The organism is Ignavibacteriota bacterium (assembly GCA_016212665.1).
In the GTDB taxonomy this organism is placed as follows: Bacteria; Bacteroidota; Ignavibacteria; order UBA10030; family SZUA-254; genus FW602-bin19.
Window position 1 is genome coordinate 14,006 of record JACREZ010000025.1, and the last position, 17,796, is coordinate 31,801.

Here is a 17,796-nt window from a genome sequence, read left to right on the forward strand (position 1 = left end):
CTTACAATATTTCATCAATCTTTTGTTCGATGTCGTTCGCTTTGAACGGCAATCCCAACACACGGTTATAACTCAGCATCGGCAATAAATATTTCGAACGGAGAATCTTCACCAATTGTCCGAGGTTGATTTCTGCAACAAGAATATTTTTGTACTTGAGCAGAATTTCACCCAGATTTTTCGGTAACGGGTTGAGGTGTTTCAAATGCAAATGCGAAACCGATTTCCCTTCTCGTCGTTTTGCTTCAACCGCCGTTCGGATTGCACCGTACGTTCCGCCCCAACCGATGACAAGTAACTCGCCTTTCTCATCCCCCTCCACCTGGGCGAGAGGAATATCATCAGCAATTCCATCTATCTTGTTCTGTCGCATCTTCACCATGAACTCGTGATTTTCCGGTTCATAGTTGATGTTGCCAGTCTCATGTTGTTTTTCTAAACCGCCGATACGGTGTTCGAGTCCGGGAGTTCCGGGAATTGCCCAAGGACGTGAAAGTGTTTTTTCATCACGACTGTATGGGAGAAATCCTTCGGGATTGGTTGCAAATGTTGGCGCGATATTCGGCAACGAACTGACTTGCGGAATCATCCACGGCTCCGCACCGTTGGCGAGATACCCATCGGTCAACAATATAACCGGAGTCATGTATTTCAATGCAATGCGCGCCGCTTCAAAAGCCATTGTAAAACAATCTGATGGAGTTGCCGCAGCAATTACCGGAATTGGCGCTTCGCCGTTACGTCCCCACACTGCTTGAAGTAAATCTGCTTGTTCTGTCTTCGTCGGTAAGCCGGTACTCGGTCCGCCGCGCTGAACATTCACAATGATAAGAGGAATTTCAAGCATGACGGCAAGTCCGAATCCTTCTGTCTTCAATGCCATGCCGGGACCACTTGTCGTTGTTACCGCAAGCGCTCCGCCATACGATGCGCCGATGGCACTTGTGATGCCTGCAATTTCATCTTCCGCCTGAAATGTTTTGATGCGGAAATTTTTGTGCTTCGATAATTCATGAAGAATATCGCTTGCCGGTGTGATGGGATATGTTCCGAGAAACAAATCTAAATTCGATTTCACCGATGCGGCAATCAATCCCCAGGCAACGGCTTCATTTCCCGTGATGCTTCTGTATGTTCCTTTTTGAAGATGTGCCGGTTTTACTTCGTATCGAACAGCAAAAATCTCTGTCGTCTCTCCGTACGCGTGACCTGCTTTAAGGACGCGGATATTTGCTTCAACCAATTCAGGAGATTTTTTGAACTTGTCTTCAATCCACCGGAGCGTCGGTTCAAGCGGACGCGAGTACATCCAATACATCATCCCGAGTGCGAAGAAATTCTTACTTCGTTCGACAACCTTCGGAGAGAGATTCGTATCGGCAAGCGCGTTCTCAGTCAGTTTCGTAATGGAAACTGCGTGGAGCCGATATTTTTCGAGTGAACTATCTTCGAGAGGATTTGATTGATAGCCGGCGAGTTTGAGATTTTTTGAATCAAATCCATCCGTGTTAGCAATAATAATTCCGCCATCAGAAAGAGCGCGTAAATTCACTTTCAATGCGGCAGGGTTCATCGCGACAAGAACGTCGCAGATATCACCGGGAGTATTAATCTCAGTTGAACCGAAATGAATTTGAAATCCACTGACACCGAACAGCGTTCCGGCTGGGGCGCGAATCTCGGCAGGATAATCGGGGAGTGTGCTTAAATCATTACCCACAAGTGCGGTCGTACTTGTGAATTGCATCCCTGTTAATTGCATACCGTCACCGGAATCTCCGGCGAACCGTATTGTTACTTCATCTAAATTTTCAAGAACCTTAGCCATGATAACTTTTACTTCAACTAATCAAACATCAACCTAATTCATTGAGAAACGGAAACCACTCGGAGAGCAGCGCCGAAATAATTGTCAATGAATTGGTCATTATCAAAACACCAAAAAGAACTAACAACACTCCACCAACAATTTCAACTTTGTGGAGATGTCGTTTGAATTTATTAAACACTTTGTAGAAAGCGGAAATACTTAATCCTGTGAGAAGAAATGGAATTCCTAACCCCGCCGAGTAGAGTGTCAACAACAAAATTCCCTGCCCGATGGTATCTTGTTGTGCGGCGATTGCAAGAATGCTTGCCAGGATTGGACCAATACAGGGAGTCCATCCGAAAGCGAACGCAAGACCGACCACAAACGTCCCAAATAATCCAAGTGGCTTTGCATTCGATTGAAACCGCTTTTCGTACTGGAGGAATTTTATCTTGAAGACACCAATCATGTGCAAACCGAAGATAATAATTATTCCGCCTGCAATTTTACTGATGATATCAAGGTTGGATTGGAGAAATTTTCCCACAGCACTTGCTGACGCCCCGAGAATGATAAACACTGTCGAAAAGCCCAATACAAACATGAGCGAGTTCATCATCAGTTTTCTCCGAACATCTTTAGCAGATGTTTCACTCATCATTTCATCGAACGAAAGTCCTGAGATAAACGACAAGTACCCCGGCACAATCGGTAGCACGCATGGCGAGATAAACGAAAGTAAGCCGAAGAAAAATGCGGTGAGGAAATTTACTTCTTCCATAGGTTTATTATGTATGTTGCCGTTGGTATAAACCAACGGCAATGATTCAGTTTAAAAAATACGTCAATTACAGTTCCCTTCAGTGAACTGTAATTGTTACTCTTTCACAACCCAAACTTTGAGTTTGCCTGTGACTTCCGCATGAAGTTTCACATTAGCAGTATAGATGCCGAGCGCTTTTACTTGTTCATCAAATTCGATGATGCGCTTGTCAATCGTCATTCCTTTTTCTGTGAGCACGTCGGCAATCATCTGCGATGTGACTGAACCGAAAAGTTTGTCATCCTCTCCGACTTTCATCGGAATCGTGATGGAAAGTTTCTCAAGTTCGGTAGCGAGTTTCTGTGCATTCACAAGGTCTTTCTTCTCGCGATAGACTTGCTGCTTCTTTTCTTCTTCAAGGGCGCGGAGATTACCTTCTGTCGCGGCATAAGCAATTTTTTTGGGGATGAGATAGTTACGTGCGTATCCGTCGGCAACATCAACAACCTGACCGATTTGTCCTAACTGCTCAAAATTTTGACGTAAAATAATTTTCATAAATTTCTCCTTCGCTTAACGAATTGTTTCACTGACAAACGGAATCAGCGCAAGGTGACGTGCGCGTTTGATGGCTTGCGCCAGTTGACGCTGATGCTTTGCACACGTTCCCGTGATTCGTTTCGGAATGATTTTTCCCTGTTCATTGATCGCGCGGACTAATTTCTTTTCGTCTTTGTAATCAATATAAATATCCTTCGCTTCACAAAAGCGACAGGGGCGTTTTTTCTTTACTTGTACTTCTTGCTTTACCATTTACTTGTTCCCTGTTACGTTGTTATAGATGTATAGTTTCTGTGTTTTGTGATAACTCATTCGGCATTGAACCTCCGCTTGGTGAGGTTTCATGCAAGAGTTGCAATTCTTCGTGCGAGAGAAAACGTTCGAACGTATCGTCTTCCACCACCGTCGGTTCTTCTTCAATCTGTCCGTCGGGGCTGAATTGTTCTCCATTCAACATTCGTTTACTGAGAAACTGAATACGTCGTGCTTTCACTTCGACGACGGTTCTTCCGTTGCCGTTCTCTGACTTGAAGTAGTGACTTTGTAACTCACCATCAATAAGAACCGGGCTTCCTTTTTTCAACCGGTTGAAACAACTGTCAGCAAGCCTGTTCCATGCGACGATGCCGATGTAACACACTTCTTCCTGCCACTTCCCGATTGCATCACGATATTTTTTATTCATTGCAACAGAGAAGTTCACGACCGGAGTGCCGCTACTTGTTTTCCGATAAACCGGGTCTCGCGTAAGATTCCCGGCAATGATAACCGAGTTTATTTCCGGCATTTTTAAGTCTGCCATAATCAATTATCCTTGATTAGATAATGACCGGTTCATCATCGAAAAGTGGTTCTTTTAATTCTTCAATTGTCGGAATTTCCAACAAGAGAGAATCTTCTTCTTCTTTTCGCAATGCCGCTTGCGCGCGAGCCTGAAGCGCTTTCTTTTCAACTTTGATGGTGAGGTAACGAATGATATGTTCATCGAGCATATACACGTGTTCAAGCGCTTTCACGATTGTTGTCGGTGCATTGAACTCGATGTTGACGTAGTAACCGCTGTTCTTCTTTTTGATTTGATACATCATACGCTTCCGACCCCAGCGGTTGATTGCGACAACCTCGCCTGCATTCTTGGTGATAACTTCCTGAATGCGTGCGATGATTGCTTCGATCTGCGGGTCTTCGAGTGAAGCGTTAACGATAAAGGTTGTCTCGTAGAGACGTTTTGTTTCTTCCATTGTTTTTCCCTTCGGACGTTAAACATGATCCCTGTCTTGGCGGAGAGCCAATCAGGAATAGGGTGAATTAAAAAATTGTATCATTGACGATTGAGTCATGTTTTCATTTCCATGTTTCAATCGTCAATATATTTTACTCTCTTGAGTTAAACTTATTCATGGCTTTGTGAAAGCCTTCTGTCATAGCAACTATTGCCGCATCACGTGCGAGGTCAATCATTGCTTTTACTTCTGCCTGTTCGCTTTTACGAAAACGACCAAGCACAAACTCTGTTATTTTCTCTTTGTCTTTCGGCATCGCAGAACTCTCGATGCCACACCGTATTCGGGCAAATTCGTTTGTCCCTAAATGTTCAATAACCGACGTTAATCCGTTGTGTCCGCCTGCGCTCCCCTTCTGTCGTAAACGAACAGAACCTAACGGCAAATGAAAATCATCAGTTACCACAACGATATTCACTGGTTCAATGATGTATTGTTTCATCACGGTTTTCACCGCTTGTCCTGAGCGATTCATATAAGTCGTTGGCTTCACAAGTATCAACCCCGAACTGACCAATTTAGAAATCGCTATCTGATAATCACCCAAGCCTTTTTTGAAACTAAGACCTAACTGAGCGGCAACTGCATCAACAACTGCAAACCCGATATTGTGTCGTGTTCCATCGTATTCCAGTCCCGGATTCCCAAGTCCGATGATGAGATACACTATGCTGTACTACGGTAAATCTATTACTTCTTTGCTTCAGCCTTTGCGCCGCCTTCGGCTTTCTTATCGCCCTCAGCGCCTTCTTCTTCAGGTTTCTTGCCTTTAGCGATGACTTCCGGTTCAACCGCTTCTTCTGCCGCAGGTGTTGCTTCTTTTTCAACCGTCGGAGGCACAACGCCAACGAGCGCTAAGGTTGCATGTTCAAGAACCGTGACATTCTCCAATTTCAAATCACTGACGTGAACAAAATGATTGATCTTTAAATCCGTTCCGACAATTTCAATATGATTCGGAATATCTTTCGGTAACGCCGAGACTCTCAGTTTATGAACGAAGTGTTGAAGCAATCCGCCGTCGCGAACACCGACAGGCGTCTGACCGGTAACAACAATCGGAATTTCTAAAGTGATTTTTCTGTCTTCGCGTAATCCCTGTAAATCGAAATGAATCGGCTTCTCCGTCAACGCATCATACTGAACGTCGCGAAGAATACACTGCTTCGTTACACCATTGCTGAGTTGAAGATTCACAATCTGTGCTTCCGACGTATAAACGACCGGCTTCAGATTTTTCTCTGTCACTGCTATCGGGATATTTTGTTCGCCGACAATATAAAATACGCCCGGAACTTTTCCCTGCTGTCGCAAAGCAAACAATCCCTTTGCTATTTCATTTCGTACTTCTGCTTGTAATGTTATCTCACGCATAAATGAGTTGTTATCCTTTATCTACATCAAATAATGAACTGATAGATTTGTGTTCATAAGCCCGCCTGATTGCTTCTGCAAACAACTGGGCTACCGAAAGAACTTTAATTTTTTCACACTGTGCTACGGAATGATTCAACATGATAGAATCGGTAACGAACACTGTTTTCACTACGCTTTGTTCGAGCCGCTCGATTGCGGGTCCAGAAAGTATCGGATGCGTACAAGCGCCATACACATCCTTCGCACCGGCATTCTTCAATGCTTCTACTGCATTGCAAAATGTTCCTGCCGTATCAATCAAATCATCCACAAGTAAAATATTTCGTTCTTTTACACTGCCGATGATATTCATAACTTCCGCGACGTTCTGAACAGGTCGTCGCTTATCAATTACAACTAAATCCGCACTCAATCGCTTCGCATACGCTCGTGCCATTTTAATTCCACCGACATCAGGAGATACAACCGTCAGGTCAGGAATTTTCATCTCTATAAAAAACGGGACCATCACTGCCGATGAATACAAATGGTCAACCGGGATATCAAAGAAACCCTGAATCTGCGGAGCATGTAAATCCATCGTAATGATTCTATCTGCGCCCGCTTTCGTTATCAGGTTCGCAACGAGCTTTGCGGTGATTGAAACACGCGGCTGGTCTTTCCTATCCTGTCGGGCATACCCGAAATACGGAATGACCGCCGTTACCCTTCTTGCCGAAGCACGTTTCGCCGCATCAATCATGATAAGTAATTCCATCATGTTCTCTGCGGGTGGATTTGTTGTCTGGATGATAAACACATCATCGCCGCGAATGTTCGCGATGTACTTCATCCAGATTTCACCGTCGCTAAAGGTCTTAAACTCGACCTGACCAAGAGGAAGTTCTGCAAAAAGCGCGATTTTCTCCGCAAGAGAAGCGTTCGAGCGTCCGGCAAAAACTTTCAATTCAGGCATTATTAACCTTGGTTAGTGTGAACTGTACCTTGAAAACGGTACAAAAATCCTTGGAAACGGCATCCAATACAATTTTGGGCGACTAATATAACCAAATTACCTAAATGATGCAAAGCAGTCTTTTTCTGTGTAAAATAAAAAACCACCAACGTTTTTCTCTTCTGGCAAGTCATGACCATTCCATGGACTGTGACCTTGCTATTATTTCTCCACTATTATCTTAATAATCCAATAATCCAATAATCCAATAATCCAATAATCCAATAATCCAATAATCCAATAATCCTTTAATCCCAATAATCCTTTAATCCCAATAATCCAGGTTCAGAATTTTTTTTTCTTGCTTTTCACACCCTACACTCGTATATTTTCACCAACTCATTCTCGGGATTGAGTAGGATTTAATTACGGACAGAATTATTTATCAGAAACGAATTACTAAATGAACTAATCACAAATAACTATTTACAAAACTAAAGGGATAAAACCATGTCAGAAACAGGTCATGCAAAAAACGTAGAAAACTTCTCCACCTTAATTTCTTTTTGCTCAGGATACGGAGCCTCATACAATCCGGCAAAAGCTACATTAAAAGTCAGTTCGCTCGAAACACTTCGCGACACTGCAAAGAACAGTCTCGCAGATGTCAACAGAGTCCTCGCCCCATTCACCACCGCCGTCAACGAACGGCAAGCCGCCTTCGAGCCGCTCAACAAACTCATCACCCGCGTCGTCAATGCGCTCGATAGTTCCGATGCGCCAAAAGAAACATTGGCAGATGCCAGAACCCTTGCCAACAAACTACAAGGAAAGCGTTCCACCGAACTACCGCCGCCACCTGCTGAAGGCGAACCCGACAACACACACTCCGCATCACAAATGAGTTTCGACAATCGCATCGAAAACCTCGATAAGTTCATTCAACTACTCACAGCAACGCCCCTTTACACACCCAACGAAACCGATCTGCAAGTAGGCACGCTCACCACTCTCCTCGAAACGCTCAGAGCAAAAAACAAAGCCGTCACCGATGCCTACACGCCACTCAGTACTGCGCGCATCAACCGCGACACGCTCCTCTATCAGGAAGAGACCGGGCTTGTAGATATCGCCGCCGATGTAAAATCCTACGTCAAATCCGTATTCGGCGCCACCAGCCCGCAATTCAACCAAATCACCGCAATCAAATTCACCAAACCCAGCAAAGACTAAAAATAGATTCCCCCTTTGAAGGTCGAAGACTCGCCTCTGGAGAGGGGTTAGGTCAACGACTCGTAGAGGGGATGTTCCCTAAAGATGCAAAATAATGGAAGAGAATTGTACTCACAACCACATTGAATCAATACAAACAAAACGTAGCCGCAGGCTTCACGCCTGCGGTCATCTTCTTACCTCTCATGAAAGAGAGGGGCTGGAGATGAGGTATCTTCCTGACCAAAAATTAACAAGAACAATAAAAACTCACACATAACATCTTTTCATTCACAAAATAGAATCAACAAACTAATCCTTTTAAGTTAGCTGAGTTTATCCAAATCCTAGTTGAAGTTTGAGAGAAGTGTTTATTATAATCCTGAAATGAAAAGTGATAGTTCGGTGATATTTTTTTTGATTTAAATTTAATACCTTGTTTTAAAAAAGATAGATTATGTATTACCAAAAAAAACATGTTAAAAATACTTGAGGTAACAAAAATATTACCACAAATAACTAGTAAAATCAGACTAGTTGGTTTAGCTATAATGTTAATCGGCATTTTGCTAGCAAGATTTTTTAATCCGGAAGCACTTTTAGCACAAATCTCAGGCGGAGCCATCGGTTTAGTTGTTCTTATTTTCAGTTTATTTTTTCCTTATATCAAAGATTTTCCTGAATATCAACGAGGAAAAATATTCCTTATTTCATTCTCACTTACTATTTTTCTTATCCTTTCTTTATCAATTTTTACAGTTTTTTTAAGTATCTATCACCTACCAGTTGAGAACACACAAGAGAATAGAAATGTGGTTCCCAATATGGTTAATTACCCCCCCAATATCATAGATTCTTCATTCTCGATTTATCCTTCCGATAAAATATTAATAACAGCAATAGAAAAACTCACGGGTTATAAATACAAGATTAATAACAATGATAACACTTTTGAACTCATCTATGAAGGAAGAATTGTTAAAATTGAGAATAAGGAACTTTACTATTTCACTGGAGGGTATATTAAACTTATGCTTAATGGTAAAGAATGTTATTCTTTTGAGAACTTAACAATCGAAAGAACATCAATTTTTGGAAATCCTTATAATGAAGTTGAAAATAGAATTCACAGTACATTAAAAAATATTGTAATTTCAAACTCCAACTTGATCGCTCAAAAAGTTAAGGAATGCTTGTAGAGGAATTAATAATATGCTAAATAACAAACAATATATTACATATCTCTTTTTCTTGTTTTTATTTCCTACAATATTTTGGGGAAACGAAAAGGTATTGGCATTCTATATGGAAAAAAATGTTTTTCTGTTACCATATATTGAATCTCAACTACAATCACTTAGGTTGGCAAATGATACCACCAAGTTGTTCAAAAAAATTATTAATTTAAACAGATACCAAGACGAAATAAGTGACCAAGTAACAATGCGAAGTGTCATTGATTTTTATGCTGGAAAAACACAGTATCTTGATTTAAGCGAAAAAGCCAAAAAAGAACATGAAAATATAAATAAAGAACTTAAGAGTTATAATTCCTTTCTAAATATTAAAGTCAATCAGCTTAACGATTTACTGGAATACCAATTTTTTCTGTATGAGGTTTTACCTACAGACAATAAAAGTGAACTCAGAGTAAAATCTATCCGGCAACCTCTACAATCCAAGAGCATTTTTATTAATCCATCTTCTCCTAAATATTTATCAGATATTCAGAACGCTTTAAAACAACTTTTTCCAGAATCTGATTCTCGTCCAATTGCTGTTATCTCATTGAAGGGCTTACCTACTGTTAGCAATAATGTGTATTTTTTCGGGGTAGGAGATACTGTGAATATTGAGGCTTCAAATTCTATTGACTTCGATACCCCCCGGGAAAATCTTCAATTTTTTTGGCGTCAAATAAATGATAGTGGTGGTGTGAATGTTCCATTAGACGTATTAGTTCCTATTGACCCACATAGTATTGAACAACATTTTGTCGTTCATAAGAAGGTTAAATATAAATTGGGTCTTAAAATATTTGATGGAGTAAATGAATCTGATGAAGAGACAATCTATATTCAATCTATAGATAAGCCCTTGATTTATATTTATCCCCAAGATTATAATTTCTTTAAAAGAAACTCTATTATACAATTATTTGAAAACGATTCTACTATTAGTTCTTTCTCAGAAGAATTGTTGTTTAGCACTTCTTCAGAGTTTGATAATCCTAAACTTAATTTCACTAAGGACGACTCAACTTCGATTGATATTAGTTCCTTTGATTATAAATTAAAGAAAGAAGATAATACCATTTTTACAATCGATTATCATACACTACTTCAGCACGGCTTTACACTATATAACAATAACGATTCTCTCTGTATAAATTATTCTAATGAATCCAAGTCAAGGGGTCTTAATTTTACGACTGAAAAAATTTATGGGGGATTTAAAACTCACATGAAAGGTAATTTAGAACCTGGTGAACATTTTTATTGGGTCTATGCAGATGAATACGGAGTTGTTGGTCCTCGACAAAAACTAACAATCAATTATACAGAGGACCCTTTTTTAGAAATTGGTATTCATTATAGTGATAAACCAATCACAGCAAAGGATACTTCTATTTCCGTTTTGAAGCAGACTGAGCGAAATATTGAATACCAGCCTTTTGTAGTTCTATATCCTTTTGATTTTTTTTCTTTAGGTACTGATTTATTTTGGGGGGATTCTTCTGACGCTATTTATTCACATTCATTTTTTTTTCGATATAATGGTTACTCTACAACAGGTCGTCCTATTTACGCGTCATTAAATTTCATGAAAACAAAAATTTATAACGAGCCTGCGTTTTGGTTGGTTGGTTTAGGTTTCGGATATCATTATAGACTTATATCTTATTTTACGCTTGGGTTGGAATCTCGGGTATTCATCAGCCCTCAGGATATCAATTACAAAAATACTTTTGAATTAAATATTTCTATCTTTTGGGGAATGGGGTATTCTCAGAGAAATTAAACGTGTTGTCGGGAGTTCCCCTCCCGACACCCCAATCCAACTACGGGTAACACAATTACAATAATTCCCATAATGTAAAGTGCATTTTCTCCGCCATAAACAAACGCTCCGCGTTCCTCCTATCACAATAATCCCGTAGCCGCAAGCTTTACGCCTGCGGAAAACCCCATCATGCCTTCCAATCCACAAACTAACCCCCTCCGTTTACCAAACAATCACCCGCATTTCTAACTCGTTGCTACGCTCCGCGTAGCAATGCCATAAACAAACGCTCAGCGTTCCTCCTATCACGATAATCCCGTAGCCGCAGGCTTTACGCCTGCGGAAAACCCCATCATGCCTTCCAATCCACAAACTAACCCCCTCTGTTTACAAAACAATCACCCGCATTCAACAAACACCCTCCTTCATTTAGGAAACAACCATCCCATTCGAGGAAATTAGCGCCTTATTCGAGGAGAAAACCACCCGCATTCAGGAAACAACCAACCCAATCGAGGAAACAAAAGCCATAATCGAGAAAAAAACATCCTCAATCGAGGAAACAATCACCTTTATCGAGGAAACAAACACCTCAATCGAGGAGACAAACGTATGTATCGCCAATACCAACGTCCGCAATCCCGAATCCCACACCCCTACAACAAAAAACCAAACGTTCTTTTTGCAGATGACGCACCTGAAAAGAAAGAAATCACAATGGATTTTTTTTGACAACGTAATGAAGAAGGACATCTACAATACATACCTTTCACACATCGTCATTGCCGAAATAGAGGATACAAAGGATACTAAAAAACGAATGCGGCAGTATATCTTCTTGTTCTCCATGCCTCCGCAATGTTCGCACATACAGAACGAGATGACCTTCATATTTATCAGCCGCAGACTTTATGTCTGCGTTTTTGATGTGCAAACGCAACCATGAAGGTTGCGCCTACAGTGAAATCTAACTTTTGAGCCCCACTCACACGTTAAACCTGAAAAACATCACATCTCCATCCTCCACAACATACTCATGTCCTTCGACATGAAGCATGCCCTTCTCTTTCACCGCATGAACCGAACCAAGCGAATCTAAATCTTTGTATTTGATGACTTCCGCACGGATAAACCCACGCTCAAAGTCGGAGTGAATTTCTCCGGCGGCTTGCGGCGCGTACGAACCTTTACGGATTGTCCATGCACGCGCTTCCTTATCGCCCGATGTGAAGAACGTAATAAGATTGAGAAGCGAATACCCTTCGTGAATCACCTGCTCAAGTCCTGAGTGTTGAATTCCAAGTTCATGGAGGAATGATTCACGTTCTTCAAATGGCATCGCCGCAATTTCCGCTTCAATCTTTGTACATGCAATCACAACCTTCGCCCCTTCCTTCTTCGCATGTTCGCGCACTTGCTGAACAAATACACTCTCGCCCGCTATATGCTGTTCATCCACATTGCAAATATACATGACAGGTTTTGCTGTGAGCAAGTGAGAGTCTCTCAGCCACAGTTGTTCATCAGGAGTTTCCGGATGTTCGTAAATTGCAAGCCGCCCGGAAAGCAGATGCTCGCGAATACGTGTGTAATACTCTGCTTCCGCTTTGATTTTCTTATCAGCGCTCCTTGCCTTCTTCTCTGCTTCAGCCTGTTTCCGTTCGATGGTTTCCAAATCTTTCAGAATCAATTCCGTCTCAACAATTTCAATATCACGAATCGGGTTGATGTTCCCATCAACATGAACAACATTCTCATCTTCAAAACATCGAACAACATGACAGATTGCATCCACTTCGCGAATGTGTGAAAGAAATTGATTACCGAGTCCTTCCCCTTTGCTCGCGCCCCGAACGAGTCCGGCAATATCAACAAACTCGATTGTCGTTGGAGTAATTTTCGCGGGCTTGTAAATCTCCGCAATGCGATGAAGCCGTTTATCCGGAACAGTAACAATTCCGAGATTCGGGTCAATCGTGCAGAACGGATAATTCTCCGCCGCCGCACCCGCCGCGGTGATTGCATTAAAGAGAGTGGACTTACCAACGTTCGGAAGTCCTACGATGCCGCACTTAATTCCCATGAGTTCGTGATTGGTGATTGGTGATTTGTTGAAAATTCAATATTGAACGATTCACGAATTAACGAATTAACTAATCACCAATTAACTATTCACTAATTAACCAAACCGTTCTTCTTTCCACGGGTCGGCGGGAGTGTTGTAACCATTACGTTCCCACAATCCGGGTTTATCAAACTGCATGAATTCGATTTCGTTAATCCACTTTGCCCCTTTCCACGCATACCGTTTCGGAGTGAAGATACGCATTGGTCCGCCATGTTCACGCGGAAGCGGTTCCCCGTTAAATGTATGAGCAAACATCACTTCTTCATCAAGCATAACTTCGATGGGAAGATTTGTTGTGTAATTATCATACGTATGTTGCATGATAAACTTTGCCGTCGGCTTCAATTTGATGAACTGAACAAAATCCTTGAACAACACACCTGTCCAGTCATCATCGAAACGACTCCAGCGAGTCACGCAATGAAAATCAGCACGAATTGTTGTTTGAGGAAGTTGCATGAATTCCTCCCAACTGAATACTCGTTCCTCTTCAACTTCTCCCCACACTCGAAGTTTCCAGTCTTTCTGTTCAACTATCGGTGTTTCGTCGTAAGTATAAATTGGGAACTTCTTTGTGAGAACTTGTCCGGGAGGAAGTTTCTGTATTCGTTCTTTCATAATTTTATCTTGATTAATATGCATGGGTGCAGGGCGTAGAGTGCTATGGTGAATTTAGGGTAGTTCCAAAAACCCTATTTTCTTTGCGCCACTTTGCGTATTCTTTGTGTGCTTTGCGGTTAAACATTTTTGATTGAAGTTTTTGGAACTACCCTTTATTAATTTGTTTTTGTATTTGATTTTGGGAGAATCCATGGTGTTGGATTGTTTATCATTGTAACAAACTTAGCAATGATTTTGTCATATTCACGGAACAACAATTCCGCCGTCTGTTTTTCAAGATAGTTACATTTCACTGCAAACTCAATCCACGTTTGAGTCTCTGCCGCTTCCGCTTCTGCATCATTTAATTTACTAACGAATGCGGCAGTATATCTTCTTTTTCTCCATGCCTCCGCAATGTTCGCACATACAAAACGAGATGATCTTCTTATTTGATCAGTCAAAGAATACTTCTCTTCCTTCGGAAATGCTTTTGAAACTTCAAATATTTTCATAGCAGATTCAAACCCAAGTTTATACACCTCCAGTTCATAATGATGTACAATCAACTTCCCCATAATTCACCCCCGCACTCTACACCCTGCACCCCAGCAATATCAGCCATGCTTCTCCCCTCTCAACATCCTAAATCCGTGTATCACCGATGGAAAGATTGCATCAATACCATCAATAACTCCACCAACCGAACCTGGGAGATTGATAATGATTGATTCTCCGCGAACACCAGCAACACATCGAGAAAACATCGAAGTCGGGATTCTGCTCTGACCGTAGTTACGAATCGCTTCTTCAACTCCATCAAGTCGTCTGTCAATCAAAGCAAGCGTCGCTTCAGGCGTTACATCTCGCGGACCAATTCCCGTTCCTCCAGTTGTCACAATCAAATTGACTTTATCATCATCAACTAATTTCTTCAATTCTTTTTCAATCAATAGACGCTCATCAGGCAACACCTTGTAACCAGTAACCCGAAACCCGTAACCATTCAATCTTTCACTCAGGATCTTCCCCGACGTATCCTCTCCTTTTCCACTACTCACTGTATCGCTGAGAACCAACACCGCCGCGGTTAATCCTTCTCCCGTTTCTTTGAAGTCTGATTTGCCACCTTTCTTCGAGAGCAGTTTGACTGAAACGATTTCCATTTCATCATCAATAATTTTCAGCATGTCGTACAACGTAAGAGCGGCAGAAGATGCAGCAACAACTGCTTCCATCTCTACTCCGGTTTTCCAAATTGCTTTCACTTCTGTCGTGATGGTCATGGAATTGGCGCCGAGTTGAATATCAACTGAAACAAAATCAAGCGGAACCTGATGACAATAGGGAATCAGGATACTTGTATTTTTCGCCGCTTGAATTCCGGCTACCCGTGCAACTATAAGCGGGTCGGCTTTTGGTACATTTCCGGTTCTGATTGCATCAATCGTTGACGGACTGACAACAAGTGTTGCTTCTGCCTTTGCAGTTCGTAATGTGTTTGATTTTGCTGATACGTCTCTCATACTTGATACTTGATTCTTGGTTCTTTGTTATTAGTCAATGGTCATTCGTCATTTGTGCTGACCCTTGTTCTGACTATAAATTTGTGAGTTATTTTTTTAAAGTTTCTTGCTTTTAATTCTTAGAGAATTAGTGACAACGCTGACCGAACTAAACGCCATCGCTGCAGCGGCGTACATGGGATTGAGCAAACCGAACGCGGCAACCGGAATCCCGATGACATTGTAGATGAATGCCCAAAAAAGATTTTGCTTGATTGTTCTTATCGTCAACTGTGAAAGTTTGATTGCCTGAACAACCGAAAGCAAGTCGCCTTTCATCAGAGTGATGTCTGCTGTTTCCATCGCAACATCGGTTCCGGTTCCCATTGCAATGCTGACATCAGCTTGCGCAAGCGCAGGCGCATCGTTGATTCCGTCACCAACCATTGCAACAATTCTTCCTTCGGCTTGCAAAGATTTTATCCGTGATGCTTTCTCTTCGGGCTTCACATTTCCCAGAACGTTTTCAATCCCAACTTCCTCGGCGATTCTTTGTGCTGAAAATGAATTGTCACCGGTAATCATCACAACATCAATATTCATGGATTTCAATTGTTGAACTGCTTCACGCGAAGTCGGTTTGACAGAATCAGAAATTCCGATAAACCCGTACAATCGGTCACCAACAGAAACATAAACGATAGTCTTTCCTTCATCACCGAGTTTATCAGCAACAGGTGAAACTTCTTCTGTTGATAGGACATACTCGCTCAGTCCCGAAACGCTTCCGACGATGACAAAGTCGCTACCGACCAATCCACGAATCCCGAAACCGGGAACGGCGTCAAACGATTCGGCAGGTAACAACGGTATTCCTTTCTGAGTCGCATGACGAACAATTGCTTGAGCCAGAGGATGTTCGGAATGTTTTTCGAGCGATGCGGCTTTTTGAAGAACCTCATTCACCGTGAGATTACCAAACGGCACAACATCCGTTACAACCGGTTTTCCTTCCGTAATTGTTCCTGTTTTATCAAATACAATGGTTTGAATGTTATGTGCGCGTTCCAAACTCTCAGCATTCTTGATGAGAATTCCTTTCGATGCGCCAAGTCCGGTGCCAACCATAATCGCGGTCGGCGTTGCAAGTCCGAGAGCGCACGGGCAAGCGATAATTAACACAGCAATAAAGTTTATCATCGAAGAAGCAAACCCCGAACCTCCAACCACAAACCATCCAACAAACGTTAAGATTGCAAGTCCGATGACTACCGGAACAAACACAGCGGCGACTTTATCCGCCAACGCCTGAATCGGCGCTTTTGAGCCTTGCGCATCTTCCACAAGTTTGATGATGTGCGCAATCACCGTCTCCTGTCCGACAGCAGTAGCACGAAATTCAACGCTTCCGTTCTTGTTGATGGTTCCGCCGATGAGATTGCTGCCAACTGTTTTCTCAACAGGAATACTTTCGCCTGTCACCATGGATTCATCAACCGATGTATATCCTTTGATGATGATTCCATCTACAGGAATTTTTTCTCCCGGTCGAACGAGAACAATATCCTCCTTCAACACTTCATCGATACCGACTTCCTTCTCGATTCCGTTTCGTGTTACATGCGCTGTCTTCGGTTGCAAACCGAGGAGTTTTTTCATTGCATCACGAGTTCGTGTTTTTGCCTTCGCTTCTAACAATCGTCCAAGCAAAATAAGCGTAATGATTGTCGCCGAAGTATCGAAGTAAATATGGCTCGATGCATCATGAATCGAAAGCCAGTGCGGGAACATCACAGCAACTAAACTATACACATACGCCGTTCCCGTACCGACCGCAACGAGCGTGTTCATATCGGCAGAGAAATGTTTTGCAAGTTTCCATGCGGTAACAAAAAATCGTTTACCGGAAACAACAAGCACCAACGTTGTTGCAATAAGCAGGAGTTTGTTCACTTCGTCCATCGAGAGTGGTGAAACACTCATGAACCAATCCATCATGCTTACCATGCTGATGAACATAATTGGAACTGTGAGGAATGCGCTGAAGAGAAATTCACGCTTCAACTTCGATTCGCTCGAATCTTGTGAGTTGTGAGTCGTTAGTGGTGAGTGAAGCGGGAGTACATTATAATCATGAATCCTGAATCTTGAATCCTGAATCTCTTTCGGAATTGATGGAATGATAAGTTTATATCCCGCTTCTTCCACCACGGTTGCAAGTTGTTCATAGTTCGTTTTTGCTTCATTGAACGAGAGCGTTACTTTTTCGGTTGCGAGGTTAACATTTGCAGTTTCAACCCCTTCAACCTTTTTCAATACCTTCTCGACACGGGCAACACAACTTGCACACGTCATTCCTTCGACCGGAAGCGTAATTGTCTGTTTTTTATCTTGCATTACAATTGCAAAGTATATCCGGCTTCTTCTATAGCTTTGGCAAGCATTTCATCTGTCACCATTGTTTCTTCAACAAGCAAACGGGCTTTTCCTATTTCCACGTGTTCGATTGTTGCCCCATGTAGTTTGCCGAGTTCTTTCTTTACTGCCATTACGCAATGTTGACATGTCATGCCATGAATGATAATTTCTTTCAATTTCATTTTTAGTCCATTTCGTTGTG

General features: G+C 41.9%; 18 protein-coding genes. 3 read left to right on the forward strand and 15 right to left on the reverse strand.

All coding sequences use genetic code 11. The features are described from left to right. Position 1: 1 nt before the first annotated feature. From HY960_08250 to HY960_08290, 9 genes are all read right to left on the reverse strand, one after another. Positions 2–1,828 carry a 2-oxoacid:acceptor oxidoreductase subunit alpha gene (locus HY960_08250; protein MBI5215730.1) on the reverse strand — a complete coding sequence of 609 codons (1,827 nt, stop codon included), beginning with the start codon at positions 1,826–1,828 and terminating at the stop codon, positions 2–4. Between the two features lie 28 nt (positions 1,829–1,856). After that, positions 1,857–2,591 (reverse strand): sulfite exporter TauE/SafE family protein, encoded by a 735-nt coding sequence (locus HY960_08255; GenBank protein ID MBI5215731.1) that lies wholly within the window; start codon positions 2,589–2,591, stop codon positions 1,857–1,859. A gap of 96 nt (positions 2,592–2,687) precedes the next feature. Beyond that, entirely contained in the window at positions 2,688–3,131 is a 444-nt protein-coding gene (locus HY960_08260) for a 50S ribosomal protein L9 (protein MBI5215732.1), read from the reverse strand. Positions 3,132–3,146: 15 nt separating this feature from the next. After that, on the reverse strand, positions 3,147–3,386 hold the full coding sequence (locus tag HY960_08265; GenBank protein ID MBI5215733.1) for a 30S ribosomal protein S18: 240 nt from the start codon (positions 3,384–3,386) through the stop codon (positions 3,147–3,149). Between the two features lie 22 nt (positions 3,387–3,408). Next, entirely contained in the window at positions 3,409–3,936 is a 528-nt protein-coding gene (gene ssb, locus HY960_08270) for a single-stranded DNA-binding protein (protein ID MBI5215734.1), read from the reverse strand. 16 nt (positions 3,937–3,952) lie between these two features. Next, the gene (gene rpsF / locus HY960_08275; protein MBI5215735.1) at positions 3,953–4,375 is read right to left on the reverse strand and encodes a 30S ribosomal protein S6; all 423 of its coding nucleotides are present in this window, start codon (positions 4,373–4,375) and stop codon (positions 3,953–3,955) included. 133 nt (positions 4,376–4,508) lie between these two features. Then, positions 4,509–5,084 (reverse strand): aminoacyl-tRNA hydrolase, encoded by a 576-nt coding sequence (locus HY960_08280; protein MBI5215736.1) that lies wholly within the window; start codon positions 5,082–5,084, stop codon positions 4,509–4,511. 23 nt (positions 5,085–5,107) lie between these two features. Continuing rightward, complete coding sequence (locus HY960_08285; protein MBI5215737.1) at positions 5,108–5,791, reverse strand: 50S ribosomal protein L25; 684 nt, start codon at positions 5,789–5,791, stop codon at positions 5,108–5,110. 10 nt (positions 5,792–5,801) lie between these two features. Next, positions 5,802–6,752 (reverse strand): ribose-phosphate pyrophosphokinase, encoded by a 951-nt coding sequence (locus HY960_08290; protein MBI5215738.1) that lies wholly within the window; start codon positions 6,750–6,752, stop codon positions 5,802–5,804. Positions 6,753–7,238: 486 nt separating this feature from the next. Between HY960_08290 and HY960_08295 the strand changes: the two genes are divergently transcribed. The 3 genes from HY960_08295 (at position 7,239) to HY960_08305 (ending at position 10,961) form a co-directional block, all read left to right on the forward strand. Next, entirely contained in the window at positions 7,239–7,961 is a 723-nt protein-coding gene (locus tag HY960_08295) for a hypothetical protein (protein ID MBI5215739.1), read from the forward strand. A 455-nt stretch (positions 7,962–8,416) separates the two neighbouring features. Continuing rightward, a complete protein-coding gene (locus HY960_08300) occupies positions 8,417–9,139 on the forward strand; it encodes a hypothetical protein (protein MBI5215740.1) in 723 nt (240 codons plus the stop codon). Between the two features lie 13 nt (positions 9,140–9,152). Then, positions 9,153–10,961, forward strand: coding sequence for a hypothetical protein (locus tag HY960_08305; GenBank protein ID MBI5215741.1), 1,809 nt, complete (start codon positions 9,153–9,155; stop codon positions 10,959–10,961). A 967-nt stretch (positions 10,962–11,928) separates the two neighbouring features. Here HY960_08305 and ychF read toward each other — a convergent pair. The 6 genes from ychF to HY960_08335 form a co-directional block, all read right to left on the reverse strand. Then, on the reverse strand, positions 11,929–13,026 hold the full coding sequence (ychF, locus tag HY960_08310) for a redox-regulated ATPase YchF (GenBank protein MBI5215742.1): 1,098 nt from the start codon (positions 13,024–13,026) through the stop codon (positions 11,929–11,931). A 96-nt stretch (positions 13,027–13,122) separates the two neighbouring features. Beyond that, on the reverse strand, positions 13,123–13,713 hold the full coding sequence (locus HY960_08315; GenBank protein MBI5215743.1) for a sulfite oxidase-like oxidoreductase: 591 nt from the start codon (positions 13,711–13,713) through the stop codon (positions 13,123–13,125). Between the two features lie 134 nt (positions 13,714–13,847). After that, positions 13,848–14,249 carry a four helix bundle protein gene (locus HY960_08320; protein ID MBI5215744.1) on the reverse strand — a complete coding sequence of 134 codons (402 nt, stop codon included), beginning with the start codon at positions 14,247–14,249 and terminating at the stop codon, positions 13,848–13,850. Between the two features lie 39 nt (positions 14,250–14,288). Next, positions 14,289–15,197 carry a bifunctional molybdenum cofactor biosynthesis protein MoaC/MoaB gene (locus HY960_08325; GenBank protein MBI5215745.1) on the reverse strand — a complete coding sequence of 303 codons (909 nt, stop codon included), beginning with the start codon at positions 15,195–15,197 and terminating at the stop codon, positions 14,289–14,291. 96 nt (positions 15,198–15,293) lie between these two features. After that, the gene (locus tag HY960_08330; GenBank protein ID MBI5215746.1) at positions 15,294–17,573 is read right to left on the reverse strand and encodes a copper-translocating P-type ATPase; all 2,280 of its coding nucleotides are present in this window, start codon (positions 17,571–17,573) and stop codon (positions 15,294–15,296) included. Beyond that, a complete protein-coding gene (locus HY960_08335; GenBank protein ID MBI5215747.1) occupies positions 17,573–17,776 on the reverse strand; it encodes a heavy-metal-associated domain-containing protein in 204 nt (67 codons plus the stop codon). The genes HY960_08330 and HY960_08335 overlap by 1 nt, the downstream gene beginning before the upstream one ends. Positions 17,777–17,796 lie beyond the last annotated feature (20 nt).

Bases quoted from the DNA above. Each gene is read 5' to 3' on its own strand.
- HY960_08250 (MBI5215730.1), bottom strand. From the start codon at position 1,828: ATGGCTAAGGTTCTTGAAAATTTAGATGAAGTAACAATACGGTTCGCC.
- HY960_08255 (MBI5215731.1), bottom strand. From the start codon at position 2,591: ATGGAAGAAGTAAATTTCCTCACCGCATTTTTCTTCGGCTTACTTTCG.
- HY960_08260 (MBI5215732.1), bottom strand. From the start codon at position 3,131: ATGAAAATTATTTTACGTCAAAATTTTGAGCAGTTAGGACAAATCGGT.
- HY960_08265 (MBI5215733.1), bottom strand. From the start codon at position 3,386: ATGGTAAAGCAAGAAGTACAAGTAAAGAAAAAACGCCCCTGTCGCTTT.
- ssb (MBI5215734.1), bottom strand. From the start codon at position 3,936: ATGGCAGACTTAAAAATGCCGGAAATAAACTCGGTTATCATTGCCGGG.
- rpsF (MBI5215735.1), bottom strand. From the start codon at position 4,375: ATGGAAGAAACAAAACGTCTCTACGAGACAACCTTTATCGTTAACGCT.
- HY960_08285 (MBI5215737.1), bottom strand. From the start codon at position 5,791: ATGCGTGAGATAACATTACAAGCAGAAGTACGAAATGAAATAGCAAAG.
- HY960_08295 (MBI5215739.1), top strand. From the start codon at position 7,239: ATGTCAGAAACAGGTCATGCAAAAAACGTAGAAAACTTCTCCACCTTA.
- HY960_08300 (MBI5215740.1), top strand. From the start codon at position 8,417: ATGTTAAAAATACTTGAGGTAACAAAAATATTACCACAAATAACTAGT.
- HY960_08305 (MBI5215741.1), top strand. From the start codon at position 9,153: ATGCTAAATAACAAACAATATATTACATATCTCTTTTTCTTGTTTTTA.
- ychF (MBI5215742.1), bottom strand. From the start codon at position 13,026: ATGGGAATTAAGTGCGGCATCGTAGGACTTCCGAACGTTGGTAAGTCC.
- HY960_08315 (MBI5215743.1), bottom strand. From the start codon at position 13,713: ATGCATATTAATCAAGATAAAATTATGAAAGAACGAATACAGAAACTT.
- HY960_08320 (MBI5215744.1), bottom strand. From the start codon at position 14,249: ATGGGGAAGTTGATTGTACATCATTATGAACTGGAGGTGTATAAACTT.
- HY960_08325 (MBI5215745.1), bottom strand. From the start codon at position 15,197: ATGAGAGACGTATCAGCAAAATCAAACACATTACGAACTGCAAAGGCA.
- HY960_08330 (MBI5215746.1), bottom strand. From the start codon at position 17,573: ATGCAAGATAAAAAACAGACAATTACGCTTCCGGTCGAAGGAATGACG.
- HY960_08335 (MBI5215747.1), bottom strand. From the start codon at position 17,776: ATGAAATTGAAAGAAATTATCATTCATGGCATGACATGTCAACATTGC.